Source organism: Amycolatopsis orientalis DSM 43388, from assembly GCF_000411975.1.
GTDB lineage: Bacteria > Actinomycetota > Actinomycetes > Mycobacteriales > Pseudonocardiaceae > Amycolatopsis > Amycolatopsis orientalis_D.
In genome coordinates this window covers 1-23,868 of record NZ_ASXG01000058.1, presented here as the reverse complement: position 1 = coordinate 23,868, position 23,868 = coordinate 1, and the positions used below count along the sequence as shown (strand labels likewise).

Annotated in this window: 19 protein-coding genes; 7 read left to right on the top strand and 12 right to left on the bottom strand. The window is 70.9% G+C overall.

What is annotated here, in order from left to right; all coding sequences use genetic code 11:
• Positions 1-21: 21 nt before the first annotated feature.
• The 5 genes from L942_RS41955 to L942_RS09775 form a co-directional block, all read right to left on the bottom strand.
• Positions 22-2,670, bottom strand: a complete 2,649-nt coding sequence (locus L942_RS41955) for a trypsin-like serine protease (RefSeq protein ID WP_051165846.1) — start codon at positions 2,668-2,670, stop codon at positions 22-24.
• Complete coding sequence (locus tag L942_RS41950; RefSeq protein ID WP_051165845.1) at positions 2,667-3,281, bottom strand: protease pro-enzyme activation domain-containing protein; 615 nt, start codon at positions 3,279-3,281, stop codon at positions 2,667-2,669. The genes L942_RS41955 and L942_RS41950 overlap by 4 nt, the downstream gene beginning before the upstream one ends.
• A gap of 335 nt (positions 3,282-3,616) precedes the next feature.
• The gene (locus tag L942_RS09785; protein ID WP_235079013.1) at positions 3,617-6,988 is read right to left on the bottom strand and encodes a S8 family serine peptidase; all 3,372 of its coding nucleotides are present in this window, start codon (positions 6,986-6,988) and stop codon (positions 3,617-3,619) included.
• Positions 6,989-7,232: 244 nt separating this feature from the next.
• Positions 7,233-8,456 carry an MFS transporter gene (locus tag L942_RS09780; protein ID WP_037357807.1) on the bottom strand — a complete coding sequence of 408 codons (1,224 nt, stop codon included), beginning with the start codon at positions 8,454-8,456 and terminating at the stop codon, positions 7,233-7,235.
• Positions 8,453-9,091, bottom strand: coding sequence for a GntR family transcriptional regulator (locus L942_RS09775; protein WP_051165844.1), 639 nt, complete (start codon positions 9,089-9,091; stop codon positions 8,453-8,455). The genes L942_RS09780 and L942_RS09775 overlap by 4 nt, the downstream gene beginning before the upstream one ends.
• Positions 9,092-9,184: 93 nt before the next feature.
• On the opposite strand from L942_RS09775, the gene L942_RS09770 reads away from it, so the two are divergent.
• Positions 9,185-10,069: an ornithine cyclodeaminase family protein gene (locus L942_RS09770; protein WP_235079012.1), complete on the top strand. Its 885-nt coding sequence runs from the start codon at positions 9,185-9,187 to the stop codon at positions 10,067-10,069.
• Here the strand turns inward: L942_RS09770 and L942_RS09765 are convergent.
• From L942_RS09765 to L942_RS09755, 3 genes are read right to left on the bottom strand one after another with little or no spacing between them, the layout of a single operon-like run.
• Entirely contained in the window at positions 10,062-10,850 is a 789-nt protein-coding gene (locus tag L942_RS09765) for an ABC transporter permease (protein ID WP_037357804.1), read from the bottom strand. The two genes, L942_RS09770 and L942_RS09765, sit on opposite strands and share 8 nt — an antisense overlap.
• A complete protein-coding gene (locus L942_RS09760) occupies positions 10,847-11,728 on the bottom strand; it encodes an ABC transporter ATP-binding protein (protein WP_037357801.1) in 882 nt (293 codons plus the stop codon). The genes L942_RS09765 and L942_RS09760 overlap by 4 nt, the downstream gene beginning before the upstream one ends.
• Positions 11,725-12,072 (bottom strand): hypothetical protein, encoded by a 348-nt coding sequence (locus tag L942_RS09755; RefSeq protein ID WP_037357798.1) that lies wholly within the window; start codon positions 12,070-12,072, stop codon positions 11,725-11,727. Before L942_RS09755 ends, L942_RS09760 begins: the two co-directional genes overlap by 4 nt.
• A 57-nt stretch (positions 12,073-12,129) precedes the next feature.
• On the opposite strand from L942_RS09755, the gene L942_RS09750 reads away from it, so the two are divergent.
• From L942_RS09750 to L942_RS09740, 4 genes are read left to right on the top strand one after another with little or no spacing between them, the layout of a single operon-like run.
• Positions 12,130-12,525 (top strand): GntR family transcriptional regulator, encoded by a 396-nt coding sequence (locus tag L942_RS09750; protein ID WP_037357795.1) that lies wholly within the window; start codon positions 12,130-12,132, stop codon positions 12,523-12,525.
• Positions 12,522-12,971: a hypothetical protein gene (locus tag L942_RS45305; protein ID WP_235079011.1), complete on the top strand. Its 450-nt coding sequence runs from the start codon at positions 12,522-12,524 to the stop codon at positions 12,969-12,971. The genes L942_RS09750 and L942_RS45305 overlap by 4 nt, the downstream gene beginning before the upstream one ends.
• A complete protein-coding gene (locus tag L942_RS45300; protein ID WP_235079010.1) occupies positions 12,947-13,633 on the top strand; it encodes a DUF5808 domain-containing protein in 687 nt (228 codons plus the stop codon). The genes L942_RS45305 and L942_RS45300 overlap by 25 nt, the downstream gene beginning before the upstream one ends.
• 32 nt (positions 13,634-13,665) lie before the next feature.
• The gene (locus L942_RS09740; protein ID WP_037357792.1) at positions 13,666-14,298 is read left to right on the top strand and encodes a class I SAM-dependent DNA methyltransferase; all 633 of its coding nucleotides are present in this window, start codon (positions 13,666-13,668) and stop codon (positions 14,296-14,298) included.
• A gap of 1,044 nt (positions 14,299-15,342) precedes the next feature.
• Here the strand turns inward: L942_RS09740 and L942_RS41945 are convergent.
• Complete coding sequence (locus tag L942_RS41945; RefSeq protein ID WP_051165843.1) at positions 15,343-15,966, bottom strand: antitoxin; 624 nt, start codon at positions 15,964-15,966, stop codon at positions 15,343-15,345.
• A gap of 209 nt (positions 15,967-16,175) precedes the next feature.
• Between L942_RS41945 and L942_RS09730 the strand changes: the two genes are divergently transcribed.
• A complete protein-coding gene (locus L942_RS09730; protein ID WP_037357789.1) occupies positions 16,176-17,270 on the top strand; it encodes a CaiB/BaiF CoA transferase family protein in 1,095 nt (364 codons plus the stop codon).
• 18 nt (positions 17,271-17,288) lie between these two features.
• Here the strand turns inward: L942_RS09730 and L942_RS09725 are convergent, their stop codons facing one another.
• Positions 17,289-18,518, bottom strand: coding sequence for a cytochrome P450 family protein (locus L942_RS09725; RefSeq protein ID WP_200862763.1), 1,230 nt, complete (start codon positions 18,516-18,518; stop codon positions 17,289-17,291).
• Positions 18,519-18,669: 151 nt separating this feature from the next.
• Complete coding sequence (locus L942_RS09720; RefSeq protein WP_235079009.1) at positions 18,670-20,160, bottom strand: purple acid phosphatase family protein; 1,491 nt, start codon at positions 20,158-20,160, stop codon at positions 18,670-18,672.
• A gap of 338 nt (positions 20,161-20,498) precedes the next feature.
• Here L942_RS09720 and eno point away from each other — a divergent pair, with 338 nt between their 5' ends.
• Positions 20,499-21,773 (top strand): phosphopyruvate hydratase, encoded by a 1,275-nt coding sequence (gene eno, locus L942_RS09715; protein WP_037357782.1) that lies wholly within the window; start codon positions 20,499-20,501, stop codon positions 21,771-21,773.
• Positions 21,774-21,822: 49 nt separating this feature from the next.
• Here eno and L942_RS09710 read toward each other — a convergent pair whose 3' ends face one another.
• Positions 21,823-22,920, bottom strand: coding sequence for an MFS transporter (locus tag L942_RS09710; RefSeq protein WP_037357779.1), 1,098 nt, complete (start codon positions 22,918-22,920; stop codon positions 21,823-21,825).
• Between the last annotated feature and the right edge of the window lie 948 nt (positions 22,921-23,868).

The window sequence follows — 23,868 nt, the reverse complement described above, 5'->3', positions numbered from 1 at the left end:
GGCCGGCCCTCCCTCACCCGGTCAGTAGACGAACCAGGAGACCTGCACCTTGCCGGTCGTGCCGGCGGTGTCGGTGGCGGTGATCGTCGAATTCCGCAGTCCGGAGGTGGTCTGCGGGTTTCCGGAGATCACGCCGGTGGCGCGGTCGATGGTCAGCCCGGCGGGCAGGCCGTCGGCGCTCCAGGCGTAGCTGCCGGTGCCGCCGGAGGCGTGCATCTCCAGGCGCACCGGGGTGCCGTGCGGCACGAACTGGAAGCCCGGGTCGGTCACGGTGACCGGACCGGACGAGCCGCCCTGGACGGTGAGCGTGAACGTGGTGTCGTGGCTCGCCGTCGCGCTCTTGCCGGTGATCGTCACCTGGTAGGTGCCCGGCGCGGTCGAGGCGCTGGTGGCGATGGTCAGCTTCGCCGAACCGCCCGCGTTGACCGACGCCGGATCGAAGGTCGCGCTCGCCCCGGCGGGCAATCCGCTCGCGGACAAGGCGATGTCCCCGCCCGGAGGCGCCCCGCCGATCTGCTGGTTGGCCCAGTCGCCCATCGAACCCCACAGCTTGCCGTGCGCGTTGTAGGACGCGCAGTCGGTGCGCAGCCAGGAGAAGACGCCGTAGATCTTGCCGTGGTAGTAATACGGGCCGCCCGAGTCGCCTTGGCACAGGCCCTTGCTGCCGTCGCCGTAGCCGTCGCAGAACATGTACTCCGGCTTGAACGCCGAAGAATCGATGCTGCTGCACTTCGAACCGTCCACTGTGGGCAGCACGACCTCGCGCAGCTGGGTGTTCTTGCCGGCGTCGTTGGCGTCGGTCTTGCCGTAGCCGATCGCCGTGCCCTGGGCGCCCAGCGGCAGATCGTCGGCCGACGACGCGATCTTCGGGTAAGTCATGCCCGCCGGGACCGGGATGTCGGTCTTGGTGAAGATGATCGCCACGTCGTTGCCGTTGCGCCAGCCCTGGTCGCTTTGCGGACTGTAGTCCGGGTGGATCCGGAATTCGGCGATCTCGACGCGGGTGCCCTTGCTGGTGTCGTTCAGGTCGTCCCGGCCGTAGATCAGGTACTTCGGGTCGCCGTCGGCGAACTTGCAGTGCGCCGCGATCAGCACGGCCCGTTTGGCGACCACGCTGCCGGTGCAGGACTGCTCCTGCGGACGGACGCCGCCGGTGCGGTGCTCGGAAATGATGAACGGATACTTGGCGACAGTGGTCGGCTGCCCGTTGATCACGCTCGGGGCCGCCGACGGCGCGGTGCCGTTCACCGCGGCCGTCGAGACGGTGGCGGTGGCGGATTGCCCGGCGTTGACGGTCGCCGAAGCCGGGTTGACGCTGAGGGAGAAATCGCCCTGGCCGGAGCCGTTGACGGTCAGCGTGACCGGGGTCGTGTGCGTGGCGTCCGAGGTTTTTCCGGTCACCGTCACGGTCGCCTGTCCTGGTGAGGCCGAGGACGCCGCCGCCAGAGTGAGAGTGGACGTGCCGCCCGCGGTCACTGACGACGGGTCGAACGTCGCGGTGACCCCGGACGGAAGCCCGCTCGCCGAAAGCGCGACGCTCTGCGCGCTGCCCTTGACGACCTTGGTGGCGATCTTGGCGGTCACCGACTTGCCCGGGTCCACGCTGACCGACGCCGGGTCCGCGGCGAGGGAGAAGTCGTTGTCCGCGGGCGGCGTCGTGCCGTTGATCAGCGGGTCGGCGAGGTTGTCGCCCTGCATGGAACCCCAGCCGGTGCACAGGTCGTAGCCGGTGCCCGCGTCGTAGGTGCCGTTGTTGCCGGAGACGACGTCGTGGAAGGCCGAGGAGTACTGCGCGGACTGCGCGATCGAGTACACCGTCGGGTTGATGGCGCCGAGGTTGCTCTTGCCCGAGCTTTTCGCCTTCTGATTGACCATCGCCAAGTAGCCCGCCCACAGCGGGGACGAGAGGCTGGTTCCGCCGACGTCCTGCCAGCCGCCGTTCATGTACACCGAGAGCGCGCCGGCCCCGTAGTCGGCGTCGAGCGCGACGTCGGGCACCGAACGGTACTTGCTGCTGCCCGGCTGCCATTCCGGCTTGCTGTAGACCGCCGAGTACCCGCCGCCGGAGCGCGTGTTGCCGGTGCCGCCCTGGTTCCAGCACGACTCCGACTGGTAGCTGCCCGCGCTGTCGCTCGTCCGCAGCTGCGTGCCGCCGACCCCGGTGAACAGCGGGTCGCTGGCCGGATAGTCGGCCTGCACGGTGGAGTTGTCGCCGTTGTACCCGCAGCCGGTGGCTCCCCAGTCCCCGGAGGCCGACAGCAGGGTGATGCCTTGGGCGACCATCTGGGTGTAGGAGTCGTGCGACGCCGCGATCGGGTCGGATTCGCACTTCTCGCCGAGCAGCCACGAACCGGACAGGACGGTGATCGCGTTGTCGCTCGCGATTTCGGCCATCTCGTCGACCCAGGCTTTGTCGTTGTTGGGCGCCTCGTAGACGATCTGGGCGGCTCCCGGCGCGGTGGCCGCGACCGCCTGGATGTCCAGCGTCACCTCGAGCTGCCCGCTGCCCGGCTGGGAAACCCCGCCGTCCACCGGCACCACGCGCGGTTTGACCGCGGGCTGCTTGAAGTAGTTCGTCCAGGCGTCGATGTCGGACTGCTTGAACGAGTCGAACTCGATCAGCCCGACCGTCTGCCCGGAACCGTCGTAGGAACCGGAAAGCTGCTTCATGCTGTAGGCGGTGCGGAACTGCTCGGGGGTGTAACCGCCGCCCGGGCCGCCGGGGCCGGCCGGAGCCGGTGCGCGACGGGCCGGTTCGTCAGACCAGCCACCGTGCGCACGATCCCGGCGAGCGAGGACGGCACGCTCGGCGCGGATTCCCTGGCGTAGAAATGCGCTCCGGCCGAGTCGGAGTAGTCGCCGAGCCGGGTGCCGAACGCCGCCTCGACCTGTCCGACGGTTCCGACCGCGTCGATCACCTGCCGGTTGGCCGAAACGCCGGCGACTCGCAGGCCCTGCTTCTCCAGATACGCCTTCGCAGTGTCCACATCGGACTGAAGTGGGGCGAAGCGGGCCGTGTAGTCCGCGCTGGACAGGAAGTGCCGGTAGTCCGGAGAACGCGGATCGCTGACCGAGGCGACGAACTGGTCGAGCCCGGCTTCGTCATGCGGCCGCAGCGACAGCGCGATCGGGATTTCCCGGTCGGTGTCGGCGGCGCCGAGGCCGGGGCGGAGCCGGTGGGCGCCAAGGGCGTCCGCGACTCCTGCGCGGCAGCCGAACCCGGTATCGCCAGGGCGGCGGTGAGGACGAGACCAGCTGCCGCGGCGGCTGGTCTCGCCCACGGGGAACGAGGGAGCACGATTCCTCCAAACTGAAGCGGAGAAGAAACAGCCGACCAAGGCTAGCCGCGGCGGCGGTCTGGGAATCGTGCTCGCTGAACGTTCGACGATGTTCAACGATAAACTTTAACGGTTTCGTTTTGCCTGGTCAGGGCCGGTGCGTCGAAACAGTTGTCCACAGAATGGCGAGTTGTTTCACCGCGCGGGGATAACGAAACGGGAAAGGAAAACCGGCAGGGTCCTCAGCGCGGGGCCGGGCAGTGCGAATGCGCGGTGTGCCCGGTCGACTGAGCGAGGGCCTCTTCGGCGGAAACCCGAAGAGGCCCTCGCCGAACGTGTCAGCCGATGCGGTAGCTGTACGGCAGGGTCGCCAGCACCTCACCGGTTCCGACCTGCGGCAGGCCGGTCACGCCGGTCGGCAGCGAAGGCACGGTCACGATGTTCAAGTGCCCGCTCACCTGCCGTCCGCGGTCGCCGGACGGCGTGATCGTCACCAGGACGGTCGCGGTCTCGCCCGGCTTGACCAGCTGCGGCGTGCCGCCGGTGCCGTTCGGGTCCACCGACTGGCCGTACGGGTCGCCGGTCGACGACGTCACCGAACCGTCGAAGCCCGCCGTCTCGATCGACGCCGTGTAGCTGGAATGCCCGGCGGGCGCGCCTTCCGGACCGAACGGGCCGATCTCCTGCACGTCGGCGAACCAGACTCCCTTGGTGACATACCCGGTCTTCTCGCCGATCGTCGCGACCGACACCGTGCTCCCGTTCTGCGCGGACTTCAGGTCGCCGAGCACGTCGATGCCCGCCGCCGAGCCCTGGATCTCCGCCTGCGCGGGCACGGTCGAGGACGTCGCGACGGTGAACTTGCTCGTCTCCGGCGGAATCGAGTACACCGGCGCGTTCGCGTTCAGCTCCGGCAGGTCGACCTCGGTCGAACCCTGGATCGGCTGCGGCTGCAGCGTTTGCCGGGCGTTCGTGCGCGCGTCGACGCCGATCGCGATCGGCTCGATCCCGGTGTTGCGCACCGTCACCGGCACGGTCACCGCCTTGCCCGCGGGAAGCGACGCGGACCGCGGCAGCGCGAGCGCGCTGGCCGAGACCTGGTCGAAGCCGACGGTGCCGGTGAACGGCTGGTCGAGCTGCTTGCCCGTCACCGGGTTCTGCACGACGAGCACCAGGTGCCAGCGGCCCGGCAGCGGGTTCGCGTCGACGAGCTGCAACGCGGTGCCCTGCTTCAGCGTGGTGGCCGAATCGAGGTAGGCGTTGCTGTTCACGTCGGCGAGTTCGCCGTTCGGGTCGACCAGGACGCCGTCGAGCAGCGTGCCCGGATCCTGCAGTTTCACCGCGACGTCGAGGTCCCGCTTGCCGCGCGGCACGTCGAATTCGTAAGAGAACGTCTGCGCGGGCGACACCGCGCGGGCGTTGCCGCCGGTGATCGTGCCGCTGAACGCGCCCGGGCCGTTCTTGGTCGGGATCAGCGCGCGCAGCACGGCCGACACGGTGGTCTGGTGGCCGTCGGAGCTGCCGAAGGTGATCGAGTAGTCCGCGTCGCCGCCGCTGGCCGGGGTCTGCAGCGAGACGTGCACCGGCTTCGTCTGGCCCGGCTTGAGCTCCAGGATCTGCGGCGACACCTGGCCGTACGGGACGGCCCGCTGCGCGGTGGTCGCCAGCTGGACGTCACCGGTGTAGCCGGCCGGTCCGGACGCCGAGTACAGCACCGCGGTCCAGGTGCCCGCGGCCGGGCGCGTGACGTCCACGTTGGCGTAGTTCGCCGTCGCGGCCCCGCCCTGCGGACGGCTGTTGGCGACGAACGTGCCGTCCGGCGCGAGCAGCGTCAGCCGCACCACCGGGGTGACGGACTGGCCGTTGACCGTCTTCGGGCTGCCCTGCCAGGCCATCCGCGCCAGCAGCCGCTGCGCGCCGTTCGGCACGGAGAAGGCGACCTTCTTGTATGCCCAGTTCGTACCGTTGAAATACGGGAAAGTCGGCAGCTTCGCCGAATCGAACGCGGTGGTCTGCGCCTGCGTGCCCATCGGGACGAACGTCCGGGTGCCGGTGCTGACCGTCAGCGGCTTGGTGCCCGAGTTGGTGACGTTCACCGAAGCCTGCTGCGTGCTGCCCGGCGCGCCTTCCAGCGTCAGCTGGTCCGCCGAGAGCGAGATGTTCGACGAAACTCCCGCCGGAGCCCCGGTCGAACCCGGAGCGGTAAGTGCGGCTTCGACCGCCGCGCGGGCGTCGAGAAGGCCAGCGCCCTGCTCGTCGGCCGGGAGGTTGAGGTCGCGTGCGGTGCTGGTGATGATCTGCTTCACCTGCGCGGGCGTCGGCGACGCGCCGTGGTGGGAATCGCGGTAGCTCTGGATCACCAGCGCGGCGACTCCCGCGGTGAGCGGGGCGGATTCGCTGGTGCCGCCGAACGATTCGAGGTCGGTCGGCTGCGGGACGGTGTTGAAGTTGCGGCATTCCGAGTACGCCGGCGCGCAGTCGGCCCAGTTGCCCTCGCCGGGCGCGACGAGATCGATGGTGCGGCCGTTCTGCGTGATGCCGGACGAGGACAGCGCGGAGATGTTGTCGCTCACCCATTTCCCGTTGGAGAAGCCGAAAGCCGCGTAGCCGGTCTGCGCGTACAGCCGGTTGTCGGTCGTCGCGCCGGTGGAGATCACCAGCGGGTCGGTGGCCGGGCTGCCGATCGTGGACGTGGTGCCCGCGTCGCCGCTGGAGGCGGTTACCGTGACGCCCGCGGCCACGGCCTGGTCGTTGAAGACCTGGAACAGGTTGCGGGAGCTGGAATCCGGGTACTGGTTGAGGCCGAGCGACTCGTTGATCACGTCGACGTGGTCGACGGTCACCGCGTAGTCGATCGCCTGCAGCACCGCGGAGTTCGTGGCGGTCTTGCCGAAGACGTTCAGCCCGACCAGGCTCGCGCCCGGGGCGACGCCCTTGACGACGATGTTGCAGCCCGCCGGGAGCGGGTGCTTCTCGTTGACGAACTTCGACAGGTCGTGCACCACGACGCCCTGCGCGGCGATCGAGGAGGCGTCGCCGAAGGCCTCGGCGCCGGCGTCGGTGGTGTTCGGGCCGTCGCCGGAGAAGTCCTGGTAGTCCGAGAACACGTGGCTGCCGTCGGGACGGATGAAGTCGGCGTAGTTCGGGTCCATGTTGTCGGCGAGGAACGCGACCTTCACGCCGGCCCCGTTGGCCAGGTCGGACGCGCTCTTGCCGCCGTTGGTGCTGTACGCCCGGATCGAGGTCAGCGCTTCGGGCTCCAGCAGCGGTTTCGCCGGGTCGGACGGGCAGGTCGCGTTCGGCGCGGACTGCGCGGACGGCCCGCCGGCTTTGGGCGCCGCGGCCGCGGCGCCCGGTTTGGCGTCCGGCAGCGTCACTTTGCTGTCCGGCAGCACCTGCGCGACCGCCGGGTCGTGCGCGAGCTGCGCGGCCTGCGCGGGCGTGACGGTGGCGGAAAACGCGTTGCCCAGTGCGAAGTGCTTGACCTTGGCCGGCGCCGCGCCGGTGAGCTTGGCCAGCACCGAGTCCTGTTCTTGGGTGGCCTTGGCGCGGCGGGTGTCCGAGGCCGCCTTGGTGGGCGGCGCGCTGGGCAGCTGGTCCGCGAGGACCACGATCACCGATTGCGGCGCGGCGTCGGCCGCGGCTGCTGGTGCGGCAGCCCGCGCCGGCTGGGTCGCCCCGGCCAGCACCAGGCTGCCGGTCGCAGCCATGACCAGGGCGCGAACGGATCGCGAGGAACGCCCCATGTGCAGTTCCCACTTCCTGCTAGAAGGGTTCGTGAGTTACCGGCCCCGACGAAATCGGGCGCATTCGTGCCGCGCTCGATTTCCCGGCCCCAGAACTCTTTCCGACTCCTTCGCGCTCCACAAGCGACAATAGTGGGAAACAAATCCGGCAAACGGGACCGAATTTCCGCGCGCTCGCGCATTCGGTCCCGTTTGCCGGAATCGGGCGTCAGTCCGCGGGCAGGTGCCGGCGCGAGTGCCGGGTCACCACAAGGGTTCCCGCGACGGCGACCAGAGCGACGCAGGAGAGCAGCGCCGGGTAGCTCGCTACTCCGTTCAGGGCTGCCAAAAGCGACGGCAAGAGGAATCCGATATACGCCAGCGCGTAGTACACGCCGGTCAGTTCCGCGATTTCGTCCGGCCGGGCGAGGCGTTGCAATTCGAGCAGTCCGGACACCACGACGATGCCGTAAGCGGCGCCCAGCACGACCGCCGCGCCGAGCGCGAGCCACGGCGATTCCCCGGCCGCGGCGAAGACGCTCAAGACGAGGCCGGCGCAGAGCACGGTCATCCCGGTGAGCACGGCCCGCGCGCTGGTGGCGCGGTCGACCCGCTTGGCGATCGGCTGGATCCCGACGCCCGCGCCGATCGCGCAGACGGTGAGCAAGGTGGAGTAGGCCAGCGCCCACGACCCGGTCCGGTGCTCGACGAGCTGCGGCAGGATCGCGTAGGCCACGCCGCACGAGCCGAAGATCCACGGTGCGGCGGGCAGGATCACGCGGCGGAACCGCGGATGCCGCGCGGTGGCGGGCAGCGCGGCGCGGACCGAACCGGTCCGGACGGCCAGCGTTTCCGGGCTGCGCGCGACCGCGGCCAGCGAGACCAGCGCGAGTCCGATGTGGACCAGGTAGGGGAGGACCATCGGCCACGGCCCCCATTGCGCGAGCACTCCGGCCACGCCCGGGCCGATGCCGAGCCCGAGCGTGAGGCACAGCGCGGCGCGCCGGGTGCCGGTGTCGGCCGAGGCGTGCGGGTCGGCGTCGGCGAGTTCCTTGATCCAGGTCGAACCCACGGCCATCGCGACCGCGACCGCGATGCCGGAGAGGAAGCGGCCGGCGGCGATCCACCCGACGCCGAGCGGGCCGAGCGCCAGCAGCGCGCTCGCCAGCAGCGACACCGCGGCGCCGGTGCACATCACCGGGCGGCGACCGTACCGATTGGACAGTCCGCCGGACAGCAGCAGCCCGGGCACGAGGCCGACGACGTACGCGCCGAGCAGGGCGTCGACGGTGAAGGCGGAGTATCCCGCGGCGTGGTACATCACGAGCAGCGGGGTGAACTGGTTGCCGCCCCAGCCGCACGCGAACACCGCCGCGGCGGCCGGGAACCAGGCCGGGCGAGCGGAGGTGCCGGGCGTTCCGGGCACGGGAGTGCGGTCAGCGGTAGTGGTCATCGACGGTGCACCGAATCCAGGTGTGCTCGCAGGGCCGGGGCGAAGGCGTCGGCCTTCGTCTCGGCCTCCGCGATGATGTTCAACAGTTCTTCGTGCTCCCGGACGACCTGCGGCAGCCGAGCCGGGATCGGCCCGAGCGCGTGGACGTTCATCCGGCGCTGCCGGTCGGCGAGCGTGGTGTAGAAGCTGAGCAGCAGCGCGTTGCCGCCGGCCGCGACGATCGTCCGGTGGAACAGCTCGTCGGCTTCGGCGAACGCGGGCACGTCGCCCGCTTCCGCGTGCTGCCGCTGGGTGTCGAGTACCGCGCGCAGCTGCTCGAGCGCCGCCGGAATCAGCTCCGGACGACGGCCCAAGCGCTGTACTGCCGCGCTTTCGACAGCTTCGCGGGCTTCGAGTACGTCCTCGGCTTCGCCCGGGGTGATCGGCACGACGATCGCGCCGCGCTTCGGGATCAGGTTGAGCAATCCCTCGACCTGCAGCCGCAGGAAGGCCTCGCGCACCGGGGTCCGGCTCACCCCGAGGCGCTCGGCGATCTCGCCCTCGCTGAACAGGTGCCCGCCGGGCAGCTCGCCGGTGAGCACCAGTTCCTTGGTCAGCTCGTAGGCGCGGTCGGCCGCGGGTTTCAACGCGTTCACGGCTAAGACGCTAGCATGCGTCCCACCTTGTATCTAAGGCGTTGTGACCTGCGGCTCAGCGGTTCTGTCGGGGTCGTGTGCGATGCTCCGGGGGTGCGAGTGCTCCTGGACGCCCGGCCGACCGCGCAGCAGGCCGTCGACGCCGTCCGCGCCGCGTTGGCGGGCGGGCTCGACCCCGACCGGGACCCGCCGCGGTCCGTCGTGCCCGTGCCCGCCGGGCAGTTCCTGCTCATGCCCGCGTTCTGGGACCGCTACGCCGGGGTCAAGGTCGCGTCCGTCGCGCCCGGCAACCCGGCCCGGGGCCTGCCGCGGATCCAAGGCCACTACCTGCTGATGGACGGCCCGACGCTCACCCCGATGGCCCTCCTGGACGGCGTCGCCCTCACCTCGGTGCGCACCGCGGCGGTCTCCGCGGTGGCCGCGGACCTGCTGGCCGTGCCGGACGCGGAACGCCTGGTGGTGTTCGGCACGGGTCCGCAGGCGCGGAGCCACATCGAAGCTCTCCGCGCCGTGCGGCTGGTGCGGGAGGTGGCAGTGGTCGGCCGGAACCCGGAGCGGACGGAAGCTTTCGCCGCGCAGTACCCGTTCGCCCGGGCAGGCACGCCGGACGACGTGTCCTCGGCCGATCTGGTCGCCTGCTGCACCTCGTCGCGGACCCCGGTGTTCGACGGCGCGAAGGTGCCCGAGCACGCCACGGTGATCGCCGTCGGCTCGCACGAACCGGAGGCGCGGGAAGTCGACGATGTCCTGATTGGACGGTCCACAGTGGTCGTCGAAGGAATCGGCGCGGCAACCCGCGAGGCCGGGGACGTAGTGCTGGCAATGGAATCCGGTGCCCTCGCCGCGGACGAGCTGATCTCGCTCGCGGCGTTGGCGCGCGGCTTCGCGGTGCCGCCGGGTCCGCGGCTGTTCAAGAGCGTCGGGATGGCTTGGGAAGACCTGGTGGTCGCCGCGGCTGCCTATGAAGCTTTCACGTGACGTCCCGGCGAAGCGGGAACGCGACCGCCAGTCCGCACGCGAGGAGTGCGTAGCCGAGAAGGACGAGCGCACCGCCCGCGGCGGGCAGCAGCGGTCCGCTCGGGTGGCCGGTCTGCTGGGCGAGCGCGTCGGTGAGGTAGCCGAATTCGGTGAGCGCCGCGGTGGCTCCGCCGGGAAGCCAGGGATAGATCGCGTTGACGCCGGGGATGGCGAGAAGCGCGAGCTCGACCACGTACAGATATCCGATCACGACAGCCAGCGCGGCGACCTGATTCCGCAGCAGCGCACCGATTCCGACGCCCAGCACGGTGTAGATCGTCATCGCGGCGGCCATCCGGAGCAGCAGTTCGGCGACTGTCGCGGGTGCGAGCCCGACGGCCACTCCGTGGACGGCGGCGCTTCCGTAGAGCGCGAGCCCGGCGGCGGCCGCGGTGACGAGGCCGTAGCAGAGGCCGCCGATGGCGAACGCCGCGAGTTTCGCGACGAGGATCCGCCAGCGGCGCGGGGCGAACAGGAACGTGACGGCGATCGTGCGGTGCCGGTATTCCGACGTCATCGCGACGGTGCCGAAAGCGGCCGGGAACAGGACGGTCACCGTCGCCATGCCGAGCACGTTCCGCACCCCGGCGGCGGTGTCGAGGCCGGGCATCGGCGGCTGGACGTGCTGCGGGCCGATCAAGCCGATCAGCGCGACCAGGCCGCCGCCGCACACCGCCGCGGCGCCGAGCGCCCACAGCCACAGCCGGGTGGCGCGCAGGCGGCGAAGCTCCGCGGCGATCATCGGCGCGCTCCGGAGGCGAGGGCGAGGAAAACCTGTTCCAGGCCGGGTTTTTCCGGGATCAGCTCGTGGACGCGCAGGCCCGCCGCGGCGGCCCGGTCCGCGATCTCGGCGGTGCGGAGGCCGGTGACGCGCAGGAGATCCGGCGCGATCCGGTCGGCGGTTCCGCCCAGCACGCCGGCGAGTTCCCCGGCGTCGGGGGAGCGGACGAGCGCGACGGGCGCGGCCGTCGCGGACAGTTCGGCGAGGGTGCCGGCGGCGACGAGGCGGCCGTCCCGGAGGACCACGACCCGATCGGCGATCTGCTCCAGCTCGCTCAGCGCGTGGCTGGAGATCAGCACGGTGCCGCCGTTCGCGGCGAATCCGGTCAGCACGTCGCGCAGCCACACCGTGCCTTGCGGATCGAGTCCGTTGCCGGGCTCGTCGAGCACCAGCGCCCGCGGGTCGCCGAGCAACGCGGTCGCGAGGCTGAGCCGCCGCCGCATGCCGGTGGAGTAGCCGCGTGACGGCCGGTCGGCGAAGGCGGTCATGTCCAGCTGCTCCAAGAGTTCTTCGACCCGTCGGCGCGGCAGCCGCGCAATCGCTGCGTAGACGCGGAGGTGTTCGCGCGCGGAGCAGGCTGGGTGCGGCTCGGCCCCGTCGAGCACCGCGCCGACGGCGGCCGCCGGACGCGGCAGGTCGGCGTACTGGCGGCCGTCGATCGTCGCGGTCCCGGCGTCCGGCCGGACCAGGCCGAGGAGCATCCGCATCGTGGTGGTCTTCCCGGACCCGTTCGGGCCGAGGAGCCCGGTGATCTCCCCGGGGGCGGCGGAGAACGTCAGATCGTCGACGGCGGGCGTCGCGCCGAACCGCTTGGCCAGGTTCTCGACGACGATGCTCATGCGCGCGCCTCGATCGCCTCGGCCAGCCCGGCCGCGTCCGGCAGGCTGAGCAGCAGTTCGCCGACCTTCCCGCCGTCGAGGACGATCCGCAGCGCGGGCTTCGAGCGGCGCACCGACACCAGCTGGCGCGTTCCGGTGCCCAGCCCCCAGATCCCGACCTTGCACACCCCGCTGACCAGGATGCCCGCCCGGCCGCCGCGCGTGCGGGCCAGCGGGTCGTCGACTGTCTCCGCGGTCCGGATCCGCGCCAGTGGAACCGTGATCTCCGCCCGCCACACCGCGAGCCGCTCCCACCAGGCGAACCGCACCCGGAGCCGGTCGCGGACGATCTCGGCCTTCGCCATCGCCGTCACCCCCTGAGTTATCTGTTCTATTAGTTGTATAGCAGATATCCTGGACGAGTGCTGCTGACTGTGGATCTCGACCGCGAGACACCGATCTACCTGCAGATCCGCGACCGGGTCGTGGAGGCGATCGCCGACGGCGACCTCGCCGAGGGCGATTCGCTGCCGTCCACCCGGCAGCTCGGCGCCGATCTCGGCGTCAACTTCCACACCGTGAACAAGGCCTACGACCTGCTTCGCGCGCAGGGCCTGATCCGGATCACCCGCAAAAGCGGCGCGGTGGTCCGCCGCGACGCGCGGTCCGGCCCCGCCGAGCCCGGGTACGCCGACGAATGGCAAGAACGCCTCCGCACCCTCCTCGCCGAAGCGGTCGCGCTCGGACTGGACGCGGACGAGGTGACCGTCCGCTGCGCCGCGGTGGTGGAGTCCTTCCGCGCGAAGGCCGCGCCGTGACGTCGTCGGTCTATCTGGATCTCGCCCTGGTCGCGCTGCTGGCCGCCGCGTTCTGGGCGGCGCCCGCACTGGCCCGGCCGACGCTTCCGTTCGGCGTCCGGGTCCCGGCGGCGCGCACGGCGGAACCGGCGATCGTCCGCGCGCACCAGCGTTACGCGCGCGGGGTCCTGGCGGCCGGTGCGCTCGCGTTCGTGTCGGTCGCCTTCGCGTCGGCCGCGCTGCGCTGGGGCTCGGCCGCGGCGTTCGCGGCGCCGATTCTCGCCGTGGTCTGCAGCGGACTCGGCTGCGAGCACACCGCGCGGTCGCCGCCGCCAAACGAGACGGCGACTGGTACTCCGGCACCAGCCAGGCAGTCACGACCGACACGTCGCTGCGCACCGACCCCGTCCGTCCACAGTGGATTCTTCTGGCTCCGGCGGCGGTGCTGTTCGCGATCACCGCGGTGATCGGGGCGTGGCGGTACGGCGACCTGCCCGCGACGTTGCCGACCCCGAACGGAATGATCGTCGACTCCGCCCGGCGCAGCGCGACGACGGTCGCCCGCGCGTTCGCGACCGTCACCGCGCAGCTGCTGATCATCGTGCTCGTCGGCCTGCTCGGCCTCGCCCTTCCGCGCGCCCGGCCGGAACTCGACGCGGAGCAGCCGGCCGCCTCGGCCGCCCGATACCGCGCCTACCTCGCCGGTGTGCTGCGGCTGCTGTTCGGCACCGCCGGCTGCGCGGCGGCGAGCTTGCTGGTGGCGTCGCTGGAGGTGTGGGAGATCGTCCCGGCGACGACGGGCGCCACCGTCGTCAGCTACCTCCCGCTCGCCGCCGCCGTGGTCGCGTGGGTGGCTTTCGCGTTCCGAGCCGGCGACGCCGGGCACCGGCTGCCTGCCGGCGAAAAGGACTCCGGCCGCGTGCAGCGAGACGACGACCGGTACTGGCACCTCGCCGGCATGGTCTACGCCAACCGCGGCGACCCGGCGGTCCTCGTGCACCGGCGGGCCGGGCTGGCGTGGACGCTCAACCTCGGCCATCCGGTCAGCTGGGCGATCCTCGCGGCCGCCGCGGCGGTCGCCGTGCTGGCGGGATTCGGCGTCGTCGAACTGCCTTCCCGGGGCGGCTAGCCTGGATGCCCTCGACGGCGAGGGGAGACCGGATGTCCGAGGAACTGACCACCGCGGCGGAGCTGTTCGACGCGATCGGTGTCAAGTACGAGGAGGCGTTCGGCCACCGGCCGGTGGTGGAAGCGGCGCTGCGGGAGTTGATCGACGCGCTCCCGCCGTCCGCGCGAGTGCTGGACGTCGGCAGCGGCACCGGTCGTCCCGCCGCGGAGAAGCTCGCCGCTGCCGGACATCGGGTGACCGGGATCGACGTGTCCGCGGAGATGGTGCGGATCGCCCGCGAACAGGTGCCCGGCGCCGAGTTCGTGCAGGTTGACGTGCGGGAATGGGAGACGTCGCCGGGGTCCTGGGACGCGGTCTGCGCGTTCTTCTCGTTCGTGCAGCTGTCGCGGGCCGAGACGGAGCGAGTCCTGCGCCGCATCGCGGGCTGGCTGGCGCCGGGCGGGAGGTTCGCGCTGGTGACCGTGCCCGCCGACATCGAGGACCTGCCGATCGAGTTCCTCGGCCACGCGATCCGGGTGACCAGCTTCCCGACGGACGCCCTGGTCGACCGGGTGCGCGCGGCCGGGCTCGAGGTGACCGGAACCCGGACGGAGCGGTTCGAGCCCGGCAAGCCGGGTGCGGAGCCGGAGGAACACGTGCTGATCTCGGCGCGCAAACCCGGCTGAGCAGGCGGGGAAGCGCGCGGAGTCGGGAAAGAAATTCGGCGCTTCGCGGGCTGAGGGAAACCGGGGCGGCATTTTCGCGCGCTCAAGGTGAACACGTCGGAAACTGCGTGGAAAATGCCGCCCCGGGTCACTCGGTGTGCCTGGTTGGCTAAGCGACCGAATGAATCCTGGCCACGTCCGGGGGATTACGCGGATTACCCGCCGCCACCGTTTCGTACGGGCGCTCGTGGAAGCCAGTTCGCTCGGCCCGCCCGAGGCGTGAGTCGGTCACCGCGCCTGACCGCGGTGACCGACTCACGTTTGGCTCGTCTCGGCCGATCCTCGCGACTCCCGTCTCGCTCGGTTCGCCGAGCCCTGAGCGGCAGCGTGTTGCCGGGGTCCGACTCGGGCGGCTTGCTGCTGCACGTTGCTGCCGACTCGGGCGGTGTGCGGCCGCAGCGGCGGGCCGACTCGCATTGCCTGCCGCGGCGGTGGGTGTCCGGCTGGGGCACCTGCCGCCGCGGTGAGTGCCCGACTCGGATTGCCTGCCGCGGCAGTGGGTTCCCGACTCGGATTGCCTGCCGCGGCAGTGGGTTCCCGACTCGGATTGCCTGCCGCCGCAGTGGGTTCCCGACTCGGACTGCCTGCCGCCGCAGTGGGTTCCCGACTCGGACTGCTTGCCGCGGCGGTGGGTCCCCGACTCGGGTTGCTTGCCGCGGCGGTGGGTGCCCGGCTGGGACGCCTGCCGCCGCGGTGAGTGCCCGACTCGGTTTGCCTGCCGCGGTAGTGGCTCCGCGGCTCGGATTGCTTGCCGCGGCAGTGCCCTCACCTCGGACGGCTTGCTGCCGCGGTAGGTGTCCGACTCGAGTGGCTTGCCGCCGCGGTTGGTTGCCGAGCCTCGCGACTCGCGCAACTCGTGTGCCGCGCCGGTTCCGGAGGCTCCGTCGTGCCCAATTCACTTGGCCGTGGCCGGTTCGCAGTCCGCACCTCGGTTGCCACGGCACCTTCGCGCGGCTTCCCGAAGCGGGCGAATCGCGAGACCTCAGGCCAAAACCACCGTCGGTATTACTGGTTGCCCCACTCGCCCTGCTGGCCGCCCTGGTCGTAGCCGCCCTGCTGCTCGTAGCCGCCTTGCTGGCCGCCCTGCTCGAAGCCCTGCTGGCCGCCCTGCTCGTAACCGCCGCGCTGCTCGCCCTGGCCGAAGCCGCCCTGCTGGCCGCCTTCCTGGAAGCCGCCCTGGCCGCCCTCGCCGTAGCCGCCCCGCTGGCCGCCCTGTTCGAAGCCGCCGCCCTGGCCGCCTTCCTGGAAGCCGCCCTGCTGGCCGCCCTGCTCGAAGCCGCCTTGGCCGCCCTGCTGGAAGCCGCCGCCCTGGCCGCCCTGTTCGAAGCCGCCTTGGCCGCCCTGCTGGAAACCGCCCTGCTGGCCGCCCTGCTCGAAGCCGCCCTGGCCGCCCTGGTCGCCTTGGCCGAAGCCGCCCTGCTGCTGTCCGCCCTGTTCCTGGCCGCCCTGGTGGCCGCCGCCGAAGTTTTCCTTCAGCTTGTCCGCGCCCTGGCGGATCTGGTCGCCGTGCTGGCCGCCGGTTTTCTCGTCGGCGAATTCGGCGGCCTTGTCGATGCCCTGGCCGATTTTGTCCGGGTTGTTGCCCGCGAATTCCTGGATCTTGTCCTTCGCCTGGTCGAAAAAGCTCATCGAAATCCTCCTTGATCTATTCGTGACACATGGATACCAGCCGGGTACCCGGCCGACCGGGTGACGAGACGCCAGTCCCCGGTTCGGGTGAGGCGAGGCGCCGGTTCTGCCCGGGTCGGGCCACGGGTGGGTTACCCCACACGCGCGGAACCGCGGGCGACTGGCCGGTAGGGTCGCCGCCGCAGGGGCGCCGGAGCCGAGGAGGACGTGTGGCGGGACCGTTGAGCGGGCTGAAAGTCGTCGAGCTGGCCGGGATCGGCCCGGGGCCGCACGCGTGCATGGTGCTCGCCGACCTGGGCGCGGACGTCGTCCGCGTGGAACGGCCTTCCGGATCGCTCGACCTCACCGGCGGCAAACCGGACCCGTTGCTGCGCGGCCGCCGCTCGGTCGCCGCGGACCTCAAGACCGCCGAAGGCCGCGAGCTGGTCCTGCGGCTCGCGGCGAAAGCGGACGTGCTGATCGAAGGACTGCGCCCGGGCGTCACCGAACGGCTCGGCGTCGGCCCGGACGACTGCTTCGCGGCCAACCCCAGCCTGGTCTACGGCCGGATGACCGGCTGGGGCCAGGACGGCCCGCTCGCCCAGCGCGCCGGGCACGACATCAACTACCTCGGCCTCACCGGGGTCCTGCACGCGATCGGCCGCGCCGGCGAACGTCCGGTGCCGCCGCTCAACCTGGTCGGCGACTTCGGCGGCGGCTCGATGTTCCTGGTCGCGGGCGTGCTCGCGGCGTTGTGGGAACGCGGCCGGACCGGACGCGGCCAGGTCGTGGACGCGGCGATGGTCGACGGCGCGAACGTGCTCTCCCAGATGATGTGGGCCTTGCGCGGCATGGGTTCCTGGTCCGACGAACGCGGCACGAACCTCCTGGACGGCGGCGCGCCCTTCTACGACACCTACGTCTGCGCGGACGGCCGTTACGTCGCTGTCGGCTCCCTGGAGCCGCAGTTCTACGCGGCTCTCCTGGACGGCCTCGGGCTCGCCGGCGAAGACCTCCCGGCGCAGCTGGACCGCGCCGGCTGGCCGGCGCTGCGCGCCGCGTTCACCCGCGTGTTCCTGACCCGGACCCGCGACGAATGGGCCGAGGTCTTCGACGGCACCGACGCGTGCGTCACGCCCGTCCTCGCGCCCGACGAGGCTCCCCGGCATCCGCACATCGCGGCGCGGTCCGGCCTGATCGAGCTGGACGGGATCGTGCAGCCCGCGCCGGCGCCGCGGTTTTCGCGCAGCACGCCGGAGACGCCGTCCTCGCCGCCGGTCCCGGGCGCGGACACGGAGAAGGTGCTCGCCGACTGGGGTGCCTAGCGCGCGGGCTCCGGCCGGTCATCCGGTCCGGCTCCGCAACCGCACCGGCAGCGTCACATGCCCGTTGGTGATGAACGACGGCACCGGTTTCAGCTCCTCCTCGGCCACGGCCAGCGCCAACTCCGGGAACCGCTCGAACAACGCGGGCAGCCCGTACTCCGCCTCCATCCGGGCGAGCTGCGCGCCGAGGCAGTAGTGCACGCCGTAGCCGAACGCGAGCGCTGATTTGTCCTTGCGGGACAAGTCGAATTCGTTCGCGTCCGGACCGTGGCGGTGCTCGTCGCGTCCGGCCGGGCCGAAGGACGGGAGGATCGGGTCGCCCGCGCGGATGGTCGTGCCCGCGACCTCGATGTCCTCGCGCGCGAACCGCAACGGCAGGTGCGAGATCGGGGACTGCCAGCGCAACGTCTCGTCCACCACGTCCGGCCAGGTGCGCGTTCCGTCGAGGACCTGCCGCAGCTGCGCGGGATGCGTGAGCAGCGCGGTCACGGCCTGGTCGAGCAGGTTCACCGTCGTCTCGTGCCCGGCGGTGATCACCAGGATCAGCGTGTCCACCAGTTCCGCTTCGCTCAACCGGGAACCGTCGCAGTCTCGAGCGGCGATCAGCGCGGTGGCGAGGTCGTCGCCGGGTTCGGCGCGCCGCTGGTCGACGAGGTCGGCGAGAATCCCGTACAGCAGCTCGACATTCGCGGTCGCCTCTTCCGCGGTCGCCGACGTCGCGAACATCCCGGCCACCGCGGTGCGCAGGCCCGGCCGCGTTTGCTCGGGGACCCCGACCAGCCGGCAGATCACCTCGATCGGCAGCCGGTAGCAGTACTGTTCGCGCAGGTCGGTTTCGGCCGGCCCGGCGTCGAGTTCGGCGAGCAGGCCGTCGGCGATCTCCTGGACCACCGGGCGCAGCGCGGCGATGCGGCCGGGCGAGAAAGCCTTGGACACCAGCGACCGCAGCCGCCGGTGCTCGTCTCCGTAGGCGGTGAACATGTTCTGCACGGAAACCCAGATGTGCAGCGACCAGTCGGCGGAGATCGCGCCGTCGCGGTAGGCGGGCCAGTGCCGCCGCGCGTCCTTCGACACCCGCGGGTCGGCGAGCAGGGCGCGCAGCAGCGGCAGGCTGGTGACCGACCAGGCGAGCACGCCGCCCGGCAGTTCGACCACGGTCAGCGGTCCGCGGGCGCGAAGCCGGGCGCCCTCGCCGTGCACGTCCGGCGCGGCCGGGTCCAGCACGAAGGGGGTGACGGCGTGGTCCATGGGCGCTCCTCGCGGCCCAGGGTCCACAAAGGACGGACGATGGGAGAGGAGTCCGTTGCGGCCGCCGGGTCCACGGCAAGCGTAGCGACGCCAAGGATCGTTTCGCCGGGATTGAGGGGTGGTCCGGACCAGGCCGGAGGAGGGGTTGACGTCAGCCGTCGGCGCGCTTGCGGTGCAGCGAAAACCGCTCGAACACAGACAGCTCGCCGGTCGGTTTGTTCACGTTGTAGTAGGTCACGTGCATGGTCGTCGTGCCGCCCGGACGGCGTCCAGGATCCACCGTGAACGCGGCGAACCCGTATGGATGGTCGAGGTCGCGCACCGCGCTCCACACCGCTTTTTCGCGCACGTAGGTCGGTTTGCGCTTGCCGGTGGCCGGATCCCGCTGGTCCGCGACGGCGGTCAGCACCTTTCCGGTGCCGTCTTTGAAGAAACTGCCGTTGGTGGTCCCGGAAACGCCGCCTCCGCCGAGGATCATGTGCACGGTGCCGTGCGTGGCGTCGATGTTGTCGGTCGCGTCGGACACCGGGTTCGGCGTGAGCGTCTCGCTTTCCGCGACGACGCCGTGCACGGCGAGGGAGCGCTCGTAGTCGTGCTCGTGCCCGCAGAGCACCAGGTCCACGCCGTAGCGGTCGAACAGCGGGCCGTACTTCTCGCGCAGGCCCAGGTCGGCACCGTTCGCGTCGGACGTGCTGACCATGACCTGGTGCATCGCGACGACGATCCAGTCCACGTCGCGCGACGCCCGCGCCGCGGCGAGTTCCTTCTCCAGCCAGGCGAGCTGCCGTCCGCCGGAGTAGCCGTTGACGTAGACGTCGCCGCCGTCCTGCAAGCAGTTGTCGTCGTTCTGCAGCACGAGCACCCGGACCGCGCCGACGGTGAACCCGTACCAGAGTCCGGCGAGCTCCGGGTCGGTTTCGGTGGAGGGCAGCTGGAAGTAGGCCTGGTAGGCGTCCATCCCGATCGCGCCGTTCTTCTTCTCGATCTCGTGGTTGCCGGCGGCGGGCATCCACGGCCGGTACCGTGCCGAGCGGGTGTTGTTGGTGAAGAAGTTGTTCCAGGTGCGCACGCGGTCGACGTCGAGGTTGGCGTAGCAGAGGTCGCCGTTGAGCAGGTGGAACAGCGGCGCGACGGTCTCGATGCCGGTGACGATGTCCTTGGTGGCCGGGGTGGAGAAGAAGTCGAGCGCGGGCGCTCCCTTGAGATCCCAGGTGACCTGCGGCGCCGACTGGTCGCCGAAGCTGGTGAACGTGAACGCGGAACGGCCGCTGGGTGCGGTGCGGAACGTGCCCGCGTCCGGCGTCGCGCCGTCGTGCTGGGCGACGTAGAGGTATTCGGTGTCCGGGGAGAGCCGGTTGATCTCGGCGTGGTGCACCCAGACCGTGCGGTTGGAAGCGCCGTCGAGGTAGGTGCGGGTGACGGCGGGCGCGTACGAGCCGAAGCCGTCGTCGAGCGTGCCGTAGAGGACGCGGGGACGGCGGACCGGGCCGTCGGTGAGCCACGAAACCACCATCTGCCGGGCGGGATCGCGGCCGAACGTGAGATGCAAACCCTGCACCGGTGTCGCGCCGCCGCCCGGCGCTGGCGCGAGCGGAGCGGCCGTACCAGTGCCGAGCAGTGGTACGGCAGCGCTTGCGCCCATGAGGCCCAAAGCTCCTCGACGGCTGACGGGGTTGGACATGACGGCGGCCTCCTCCGGCTCCCAGGCGGAGCCGAAGCTATGCGCGCCGCGCGGCCCGGCGATGAACGCGGGTTGTCCGGCGCGTGAAGTTGTCCGGCGGAGGGAATCCGGTTCGTTCCCTTTGCCGGGAAAAGGCTTTCGGACTGTCCTCAATGGAATCTTCCGGTCGGGCCGGATCGATTCAGAAGAGTTCTGCTAGCCTCCGGTGTGACGTGCGGCTCGCCGTGGTGCCGCGTTGCTGCCGGGGCGCTTCACGGAGCGTGCGCTGAGTGCTTCGGCTCGAACCTCCGAGGAGCGTTATGACAGGCATCGTCCGGGTCCGGGGCCGTGAGGTGCTCGACAGCCGGGGCAACCCGACGGTCGAGGTCGACGTGGTGCTGGCGGACGGGTCGGCGGGACGGGCGGCGGTGCCGTCCGGGGCCTCCACCGGCACGCGCGAGGCGGTCGAGCTGCGGGACGGCGACGCGAAGCGGTTCCACGGCAAGGGCGTGCGCAAGGCGGTCGACGCGGTGAACGGCGAGATCGCCGACGCCGTGGTCGGCATGGAGGCCGAGGCGCAGGCGGACGTCGACCGCGCGCTGATCGCCCTCGACGGCACCGGGAACAAGGCCCGGCTGGGCGCGAACGCGACGCTCGGGGTCTCGCTGGCGGTGGCGAAGGCGGCTGCCGCGGCGAACACGCTGCCGCTGTACCGCTACGTCGGCGGGGTCTACGCGCACCTGCTGCCGATGCCGATGATGAACATCGTCAACGGCGGCGCGCACGCGGACAACCCGATCGACTTCCAGGAGTTCATGATCGGCCCGGTGGGCGCGTCGACGTTCGCCGAGGCCGTGCGGATGGGCTCGGAGGTGTTCCACACGCTGCGGAAATCGTTGCACGAAGCGGGACACAACACGAATGTCGGAGACGAGGGTGGCTTTGCGCCGCAGCTGGGCTCGGCCGACGAGGCGCTCGAGTTCGTGGTCCGCGCGATCGAGCAGACCGGGTACGAGCCGGGCAAGGACATCGCGCTGCTGCTGGACCCGGCGGCGTCGGAGTTCTACCGCGACGGCGTCTACGACTACACCGGCGAGGGCCGCAAGCGCAGCGTCGAGGAGCACGTCGCGTACCTGACCGAACTGACCGAACGCTTCCCGATCGTGTCGATCGAGGACGGTCTGGCCCAGGACGACTACGCCGGCTGGAAACAGCTGACCGACGGCATCGGCGATCGCGTGCAGCTGGTCGGCGACGACCTGTTCTGCACCAATGTCGAGATCCTGCGCGACGGGATCAAGCGCGGCATCGCGAACTCGATCCTCATCAAGGTCAACCAGATCGGCACCCTGACCGAGACGCTGGCCGCGGTCGACACCGCGCACAAGGCGGGCTACTCGGCGGTCATGTCGCACCGTTCGGGCGAAACCGAGGACACCACCATCGCCGACCTCGCGGTCGCGACCGGCTGCGGCCAGATCAAGACCGGTTCGCTGTCTCGATCGGACCGGACGGCGAAGTACAACCAGCTGATCCGCATCGAAGAGGAGCTGGGCACCGAGGCTCGCTACGCGGGCTGGGACACGCTGCGCTGAGCTTGTCTTTGTTGCGGCGGCCCGGGTTTTCGCCCGGGCCGCCTTTTTACTACTTCTTCGCCCTTCCGAGCATCGCCGCGGCGGTGAAGGCCGCACTCACCCAGAACGCCGCCCGCGCGTGCGCCGCGTCCACGACGACGGCCCCTGCCACCGCGGGCCCGATCACCGCACCGAGATTGAACGCCGTGGTCGCGATCGCCCCGGCCACCCGCGGCGCGTCAGTGCTGGCGGTGGTGACGATCGCTGCGATCAACGCGGACCCGACGCCGAACGCGGTCGCCCCGGTGACCAACGCTGCGGCAAGCAGCCCCGGAAGGCTCTGCGCCGCGAAGAACGCCGCCACCCACACGATGGTCAGCACAGCGGTGCCGGTTTTGAGGATCTTCGGGCCCACCTTGCCTGCGATCGTGACGCCGACGAACGACCCCACGCCGAACATCGCCAGCACGACCGGCACCCAGCCGGTTGGTGCGGTCATCGTGCCGAGGTAAGTGAAGGCCGCGAACGTCCCGCCGTTGACGAGAACCCCTTTGCCCACGATGACCACGACCCGCCGCCGGGCCAGGGCTCGCCACTCGCGATACACCGGGCTCGTCGCCGGCGGATCGTCGAGCGAGATTGTGGTCAATGCGGTCGCCGCTGCCGCGGTGATCGCCGCGATGGCCCAGAACGCAGCCTGCCACCCGGCGTACTGGCCGAGCATAGTCCCGGCCGGAACGCCGACGATGCACGCGAGCGTCACCCCGGACAGCAACACAGACGTCGCCCGCCCAACCGCTTCGGCCGGGACGAGCGAGGGCAGCGCCGCGAGGGCTACGGCGAGAAACCCGGCGTTGGCGAACGCCGCGAGGGCCCGGGTGACGAGCAGGAGCGGAAAGTTGGTGGTGAGGGCGCCGACGACGTGTACGCCGCTGAAGAGGCAGAGGAACGCGAGGAGCGCCAGCTTGCGGGGGAGTTTGCTGCCGAGCATCGCGAGAACTGGCGCGCCGATGACCATCCCGGCCGCGAAGAGGGACGTGAGCAACCCAGCGGTGCCAAGGGAGACACCGGTGCCCGCGGCGATCTGGGGCAGCAGCCCGGAGAGGACGAACTCGGAGGTGCCTTGCGCGAAGACCGCGCCGGCGAGGAGGAAAAGTACGGGAGGCAAAACGAATCGACTCCGAATGACTGTCGGCGTCAGGAACGCCGGAGGGATGAGGACGGTTCGTTCGGCGGAGCGGGGCTGGCGTGCCGCGAGTGGGCTTCGCGTGCCTGGCAGCGTCGGGACGAAGCTTCGCCGCGGCTTCGCGTGCTGCGGACAGGGCCTTCGCCGCGGCTTTGGATGCTTTGCGGCAGCCTTTGTCGGGCCACTGTGCTGCCGGGCGCTGCATGCCAACCGTTCCGGGTGGCGGGCAGGCCTCGCCCACGCACGGTGTTCGCCGAGCTTGCTTGCCCCAGGTGCCGTGGTGACAGGCGGATTTCTCCGGGCACTGCTTAGCCATTCGCGCCGCCATGGCGGGCAGGGCTTGTCCGGATGCGGCGTTGCCAAGGTTGCTTTGCCAGCAGTATTGCTGTGACCGGACACGTTTGGCGCAGCGGCACCACGGCAGCGAGTGCGCTTCCCCGGACCCGTCTACGAACGGTCGCCCAACCCGGCGGCGTCACACTTCACCACGACTTGGCCGTCGTGCGCAGGCTTGCCGTCGGCCCAGTCGCTCGCGCGCAGTGGCCCGATTGACTACCTGTCGTGCGTGCTCAAGCCGGTGAGAACCGCACCCTGAACGTGCTCGAGGACCTGCTTAGGGCACAGCTCAACCACATGGCACCCGCGGTGAAGGTCCGCCGGTCAGCCCAGCCCGGGAGTGAACCCGGCACCCGTCGCTCCGCCGCCCAGCTCGTGGCTGGGCGGCTATCGTCTGCTGGCCTCCGGCGATGTCATGATCCGCACCTTACCGTGTCGTGCTCGCAGTGTTGTACTCGATATGTGCGGTTGCTGACCGGTGCGCGCGGCGGGGCAAGTGGCTGTCGTCGATTGTCGGAGGTTGGTGGCGGGGGGGTCTGCTCAGGGTTTGGTTGACACCTCACCTGTGAGGCTTCGGCCTCGCCTGGAAGGATG

Excerpts from the sequence above, each read along its gene's own strand:
- L942_RS09780 (WP_037357807.1), bottom strand. The coding sequence starts at position 8,456 with ATGACCACTACCGCTGACCGCACTCCCGTGCCCGGAACGCCCGGCACC.
- L942_RS09755 (WP_037357798.1), bottom strand. The coding sequence starts at position 12,072 with ATGGCGAAGGCCGAGATCGTCCGCGACCGGCTCCGGGTGCGGTTCGCC.
- L942_RS09725 (WP_200862763.1), bottom strand. The coding sequence starts at position 18,518 with ATGGACCACGCCGTCACCCCCTTCGTGCTGGACCCGGCCGCGCCGGAC.
- L942_RS41955 (WP_051165846.1), bottom strand. The coding sequence starts at position 2,670 with ATGAAGCAGCTTTCCGGTTCCTACGACGGTTCCGGGCAGACGGTCGGG.
- L942_RS09785 (WP_235079013.1), bottom strand. The coding sequence starts at position 6,988 with ATGGCTGCGACCGGCAGCCTGGTGCTGGCCGGGGCGACCCAGCCGGCG.
- L942_RS09720 (WP_235079009.1), bottom strand. The coding sequence starts at position 20,160 with ATGGGCGCAAGCGCTGCCGTACCACTGCTCGGCACTGGTACGGCCGCT.
- L942_RS09765 (WP_037357804.1), bottom strand. The coding sequence starts at position 10,850 with ATGATCGCCGCGGAGCTTCGCCGCCTGCGCGCCACCCGGCTGTGGCTG.
- eno (WP_037357782.1), top strand. The coding sequence starts at position 20,499 with ATGACAGGCATCGTCCGGGTCCGGGGCCGTGAGGTGCTCGACAGCCGG.
- L942_RS09740 (WP_037357792.1), top strand. The coding sequence starts at position 13,666 with ATGTCCGAGGAACTGACCACCGCGGCGGAGCTGTTCGACGCGATCGGT.
- L942_RS41945 (WP_051165843.1), bottom strand. The coding sequence starts at position 15,966 with ATGAGCTTTTTCGACCAGGCGAAGGACAAGATCCAGGAATTCGCGGGC.
- L942_RS09760 (WP_037357801.1), bottom strand. The coding sequence starts at position 11,728 with ATGAGCATCGTCGTCGAGAACCTGGCCAAGCGGTTCGGCGCGACGCCC.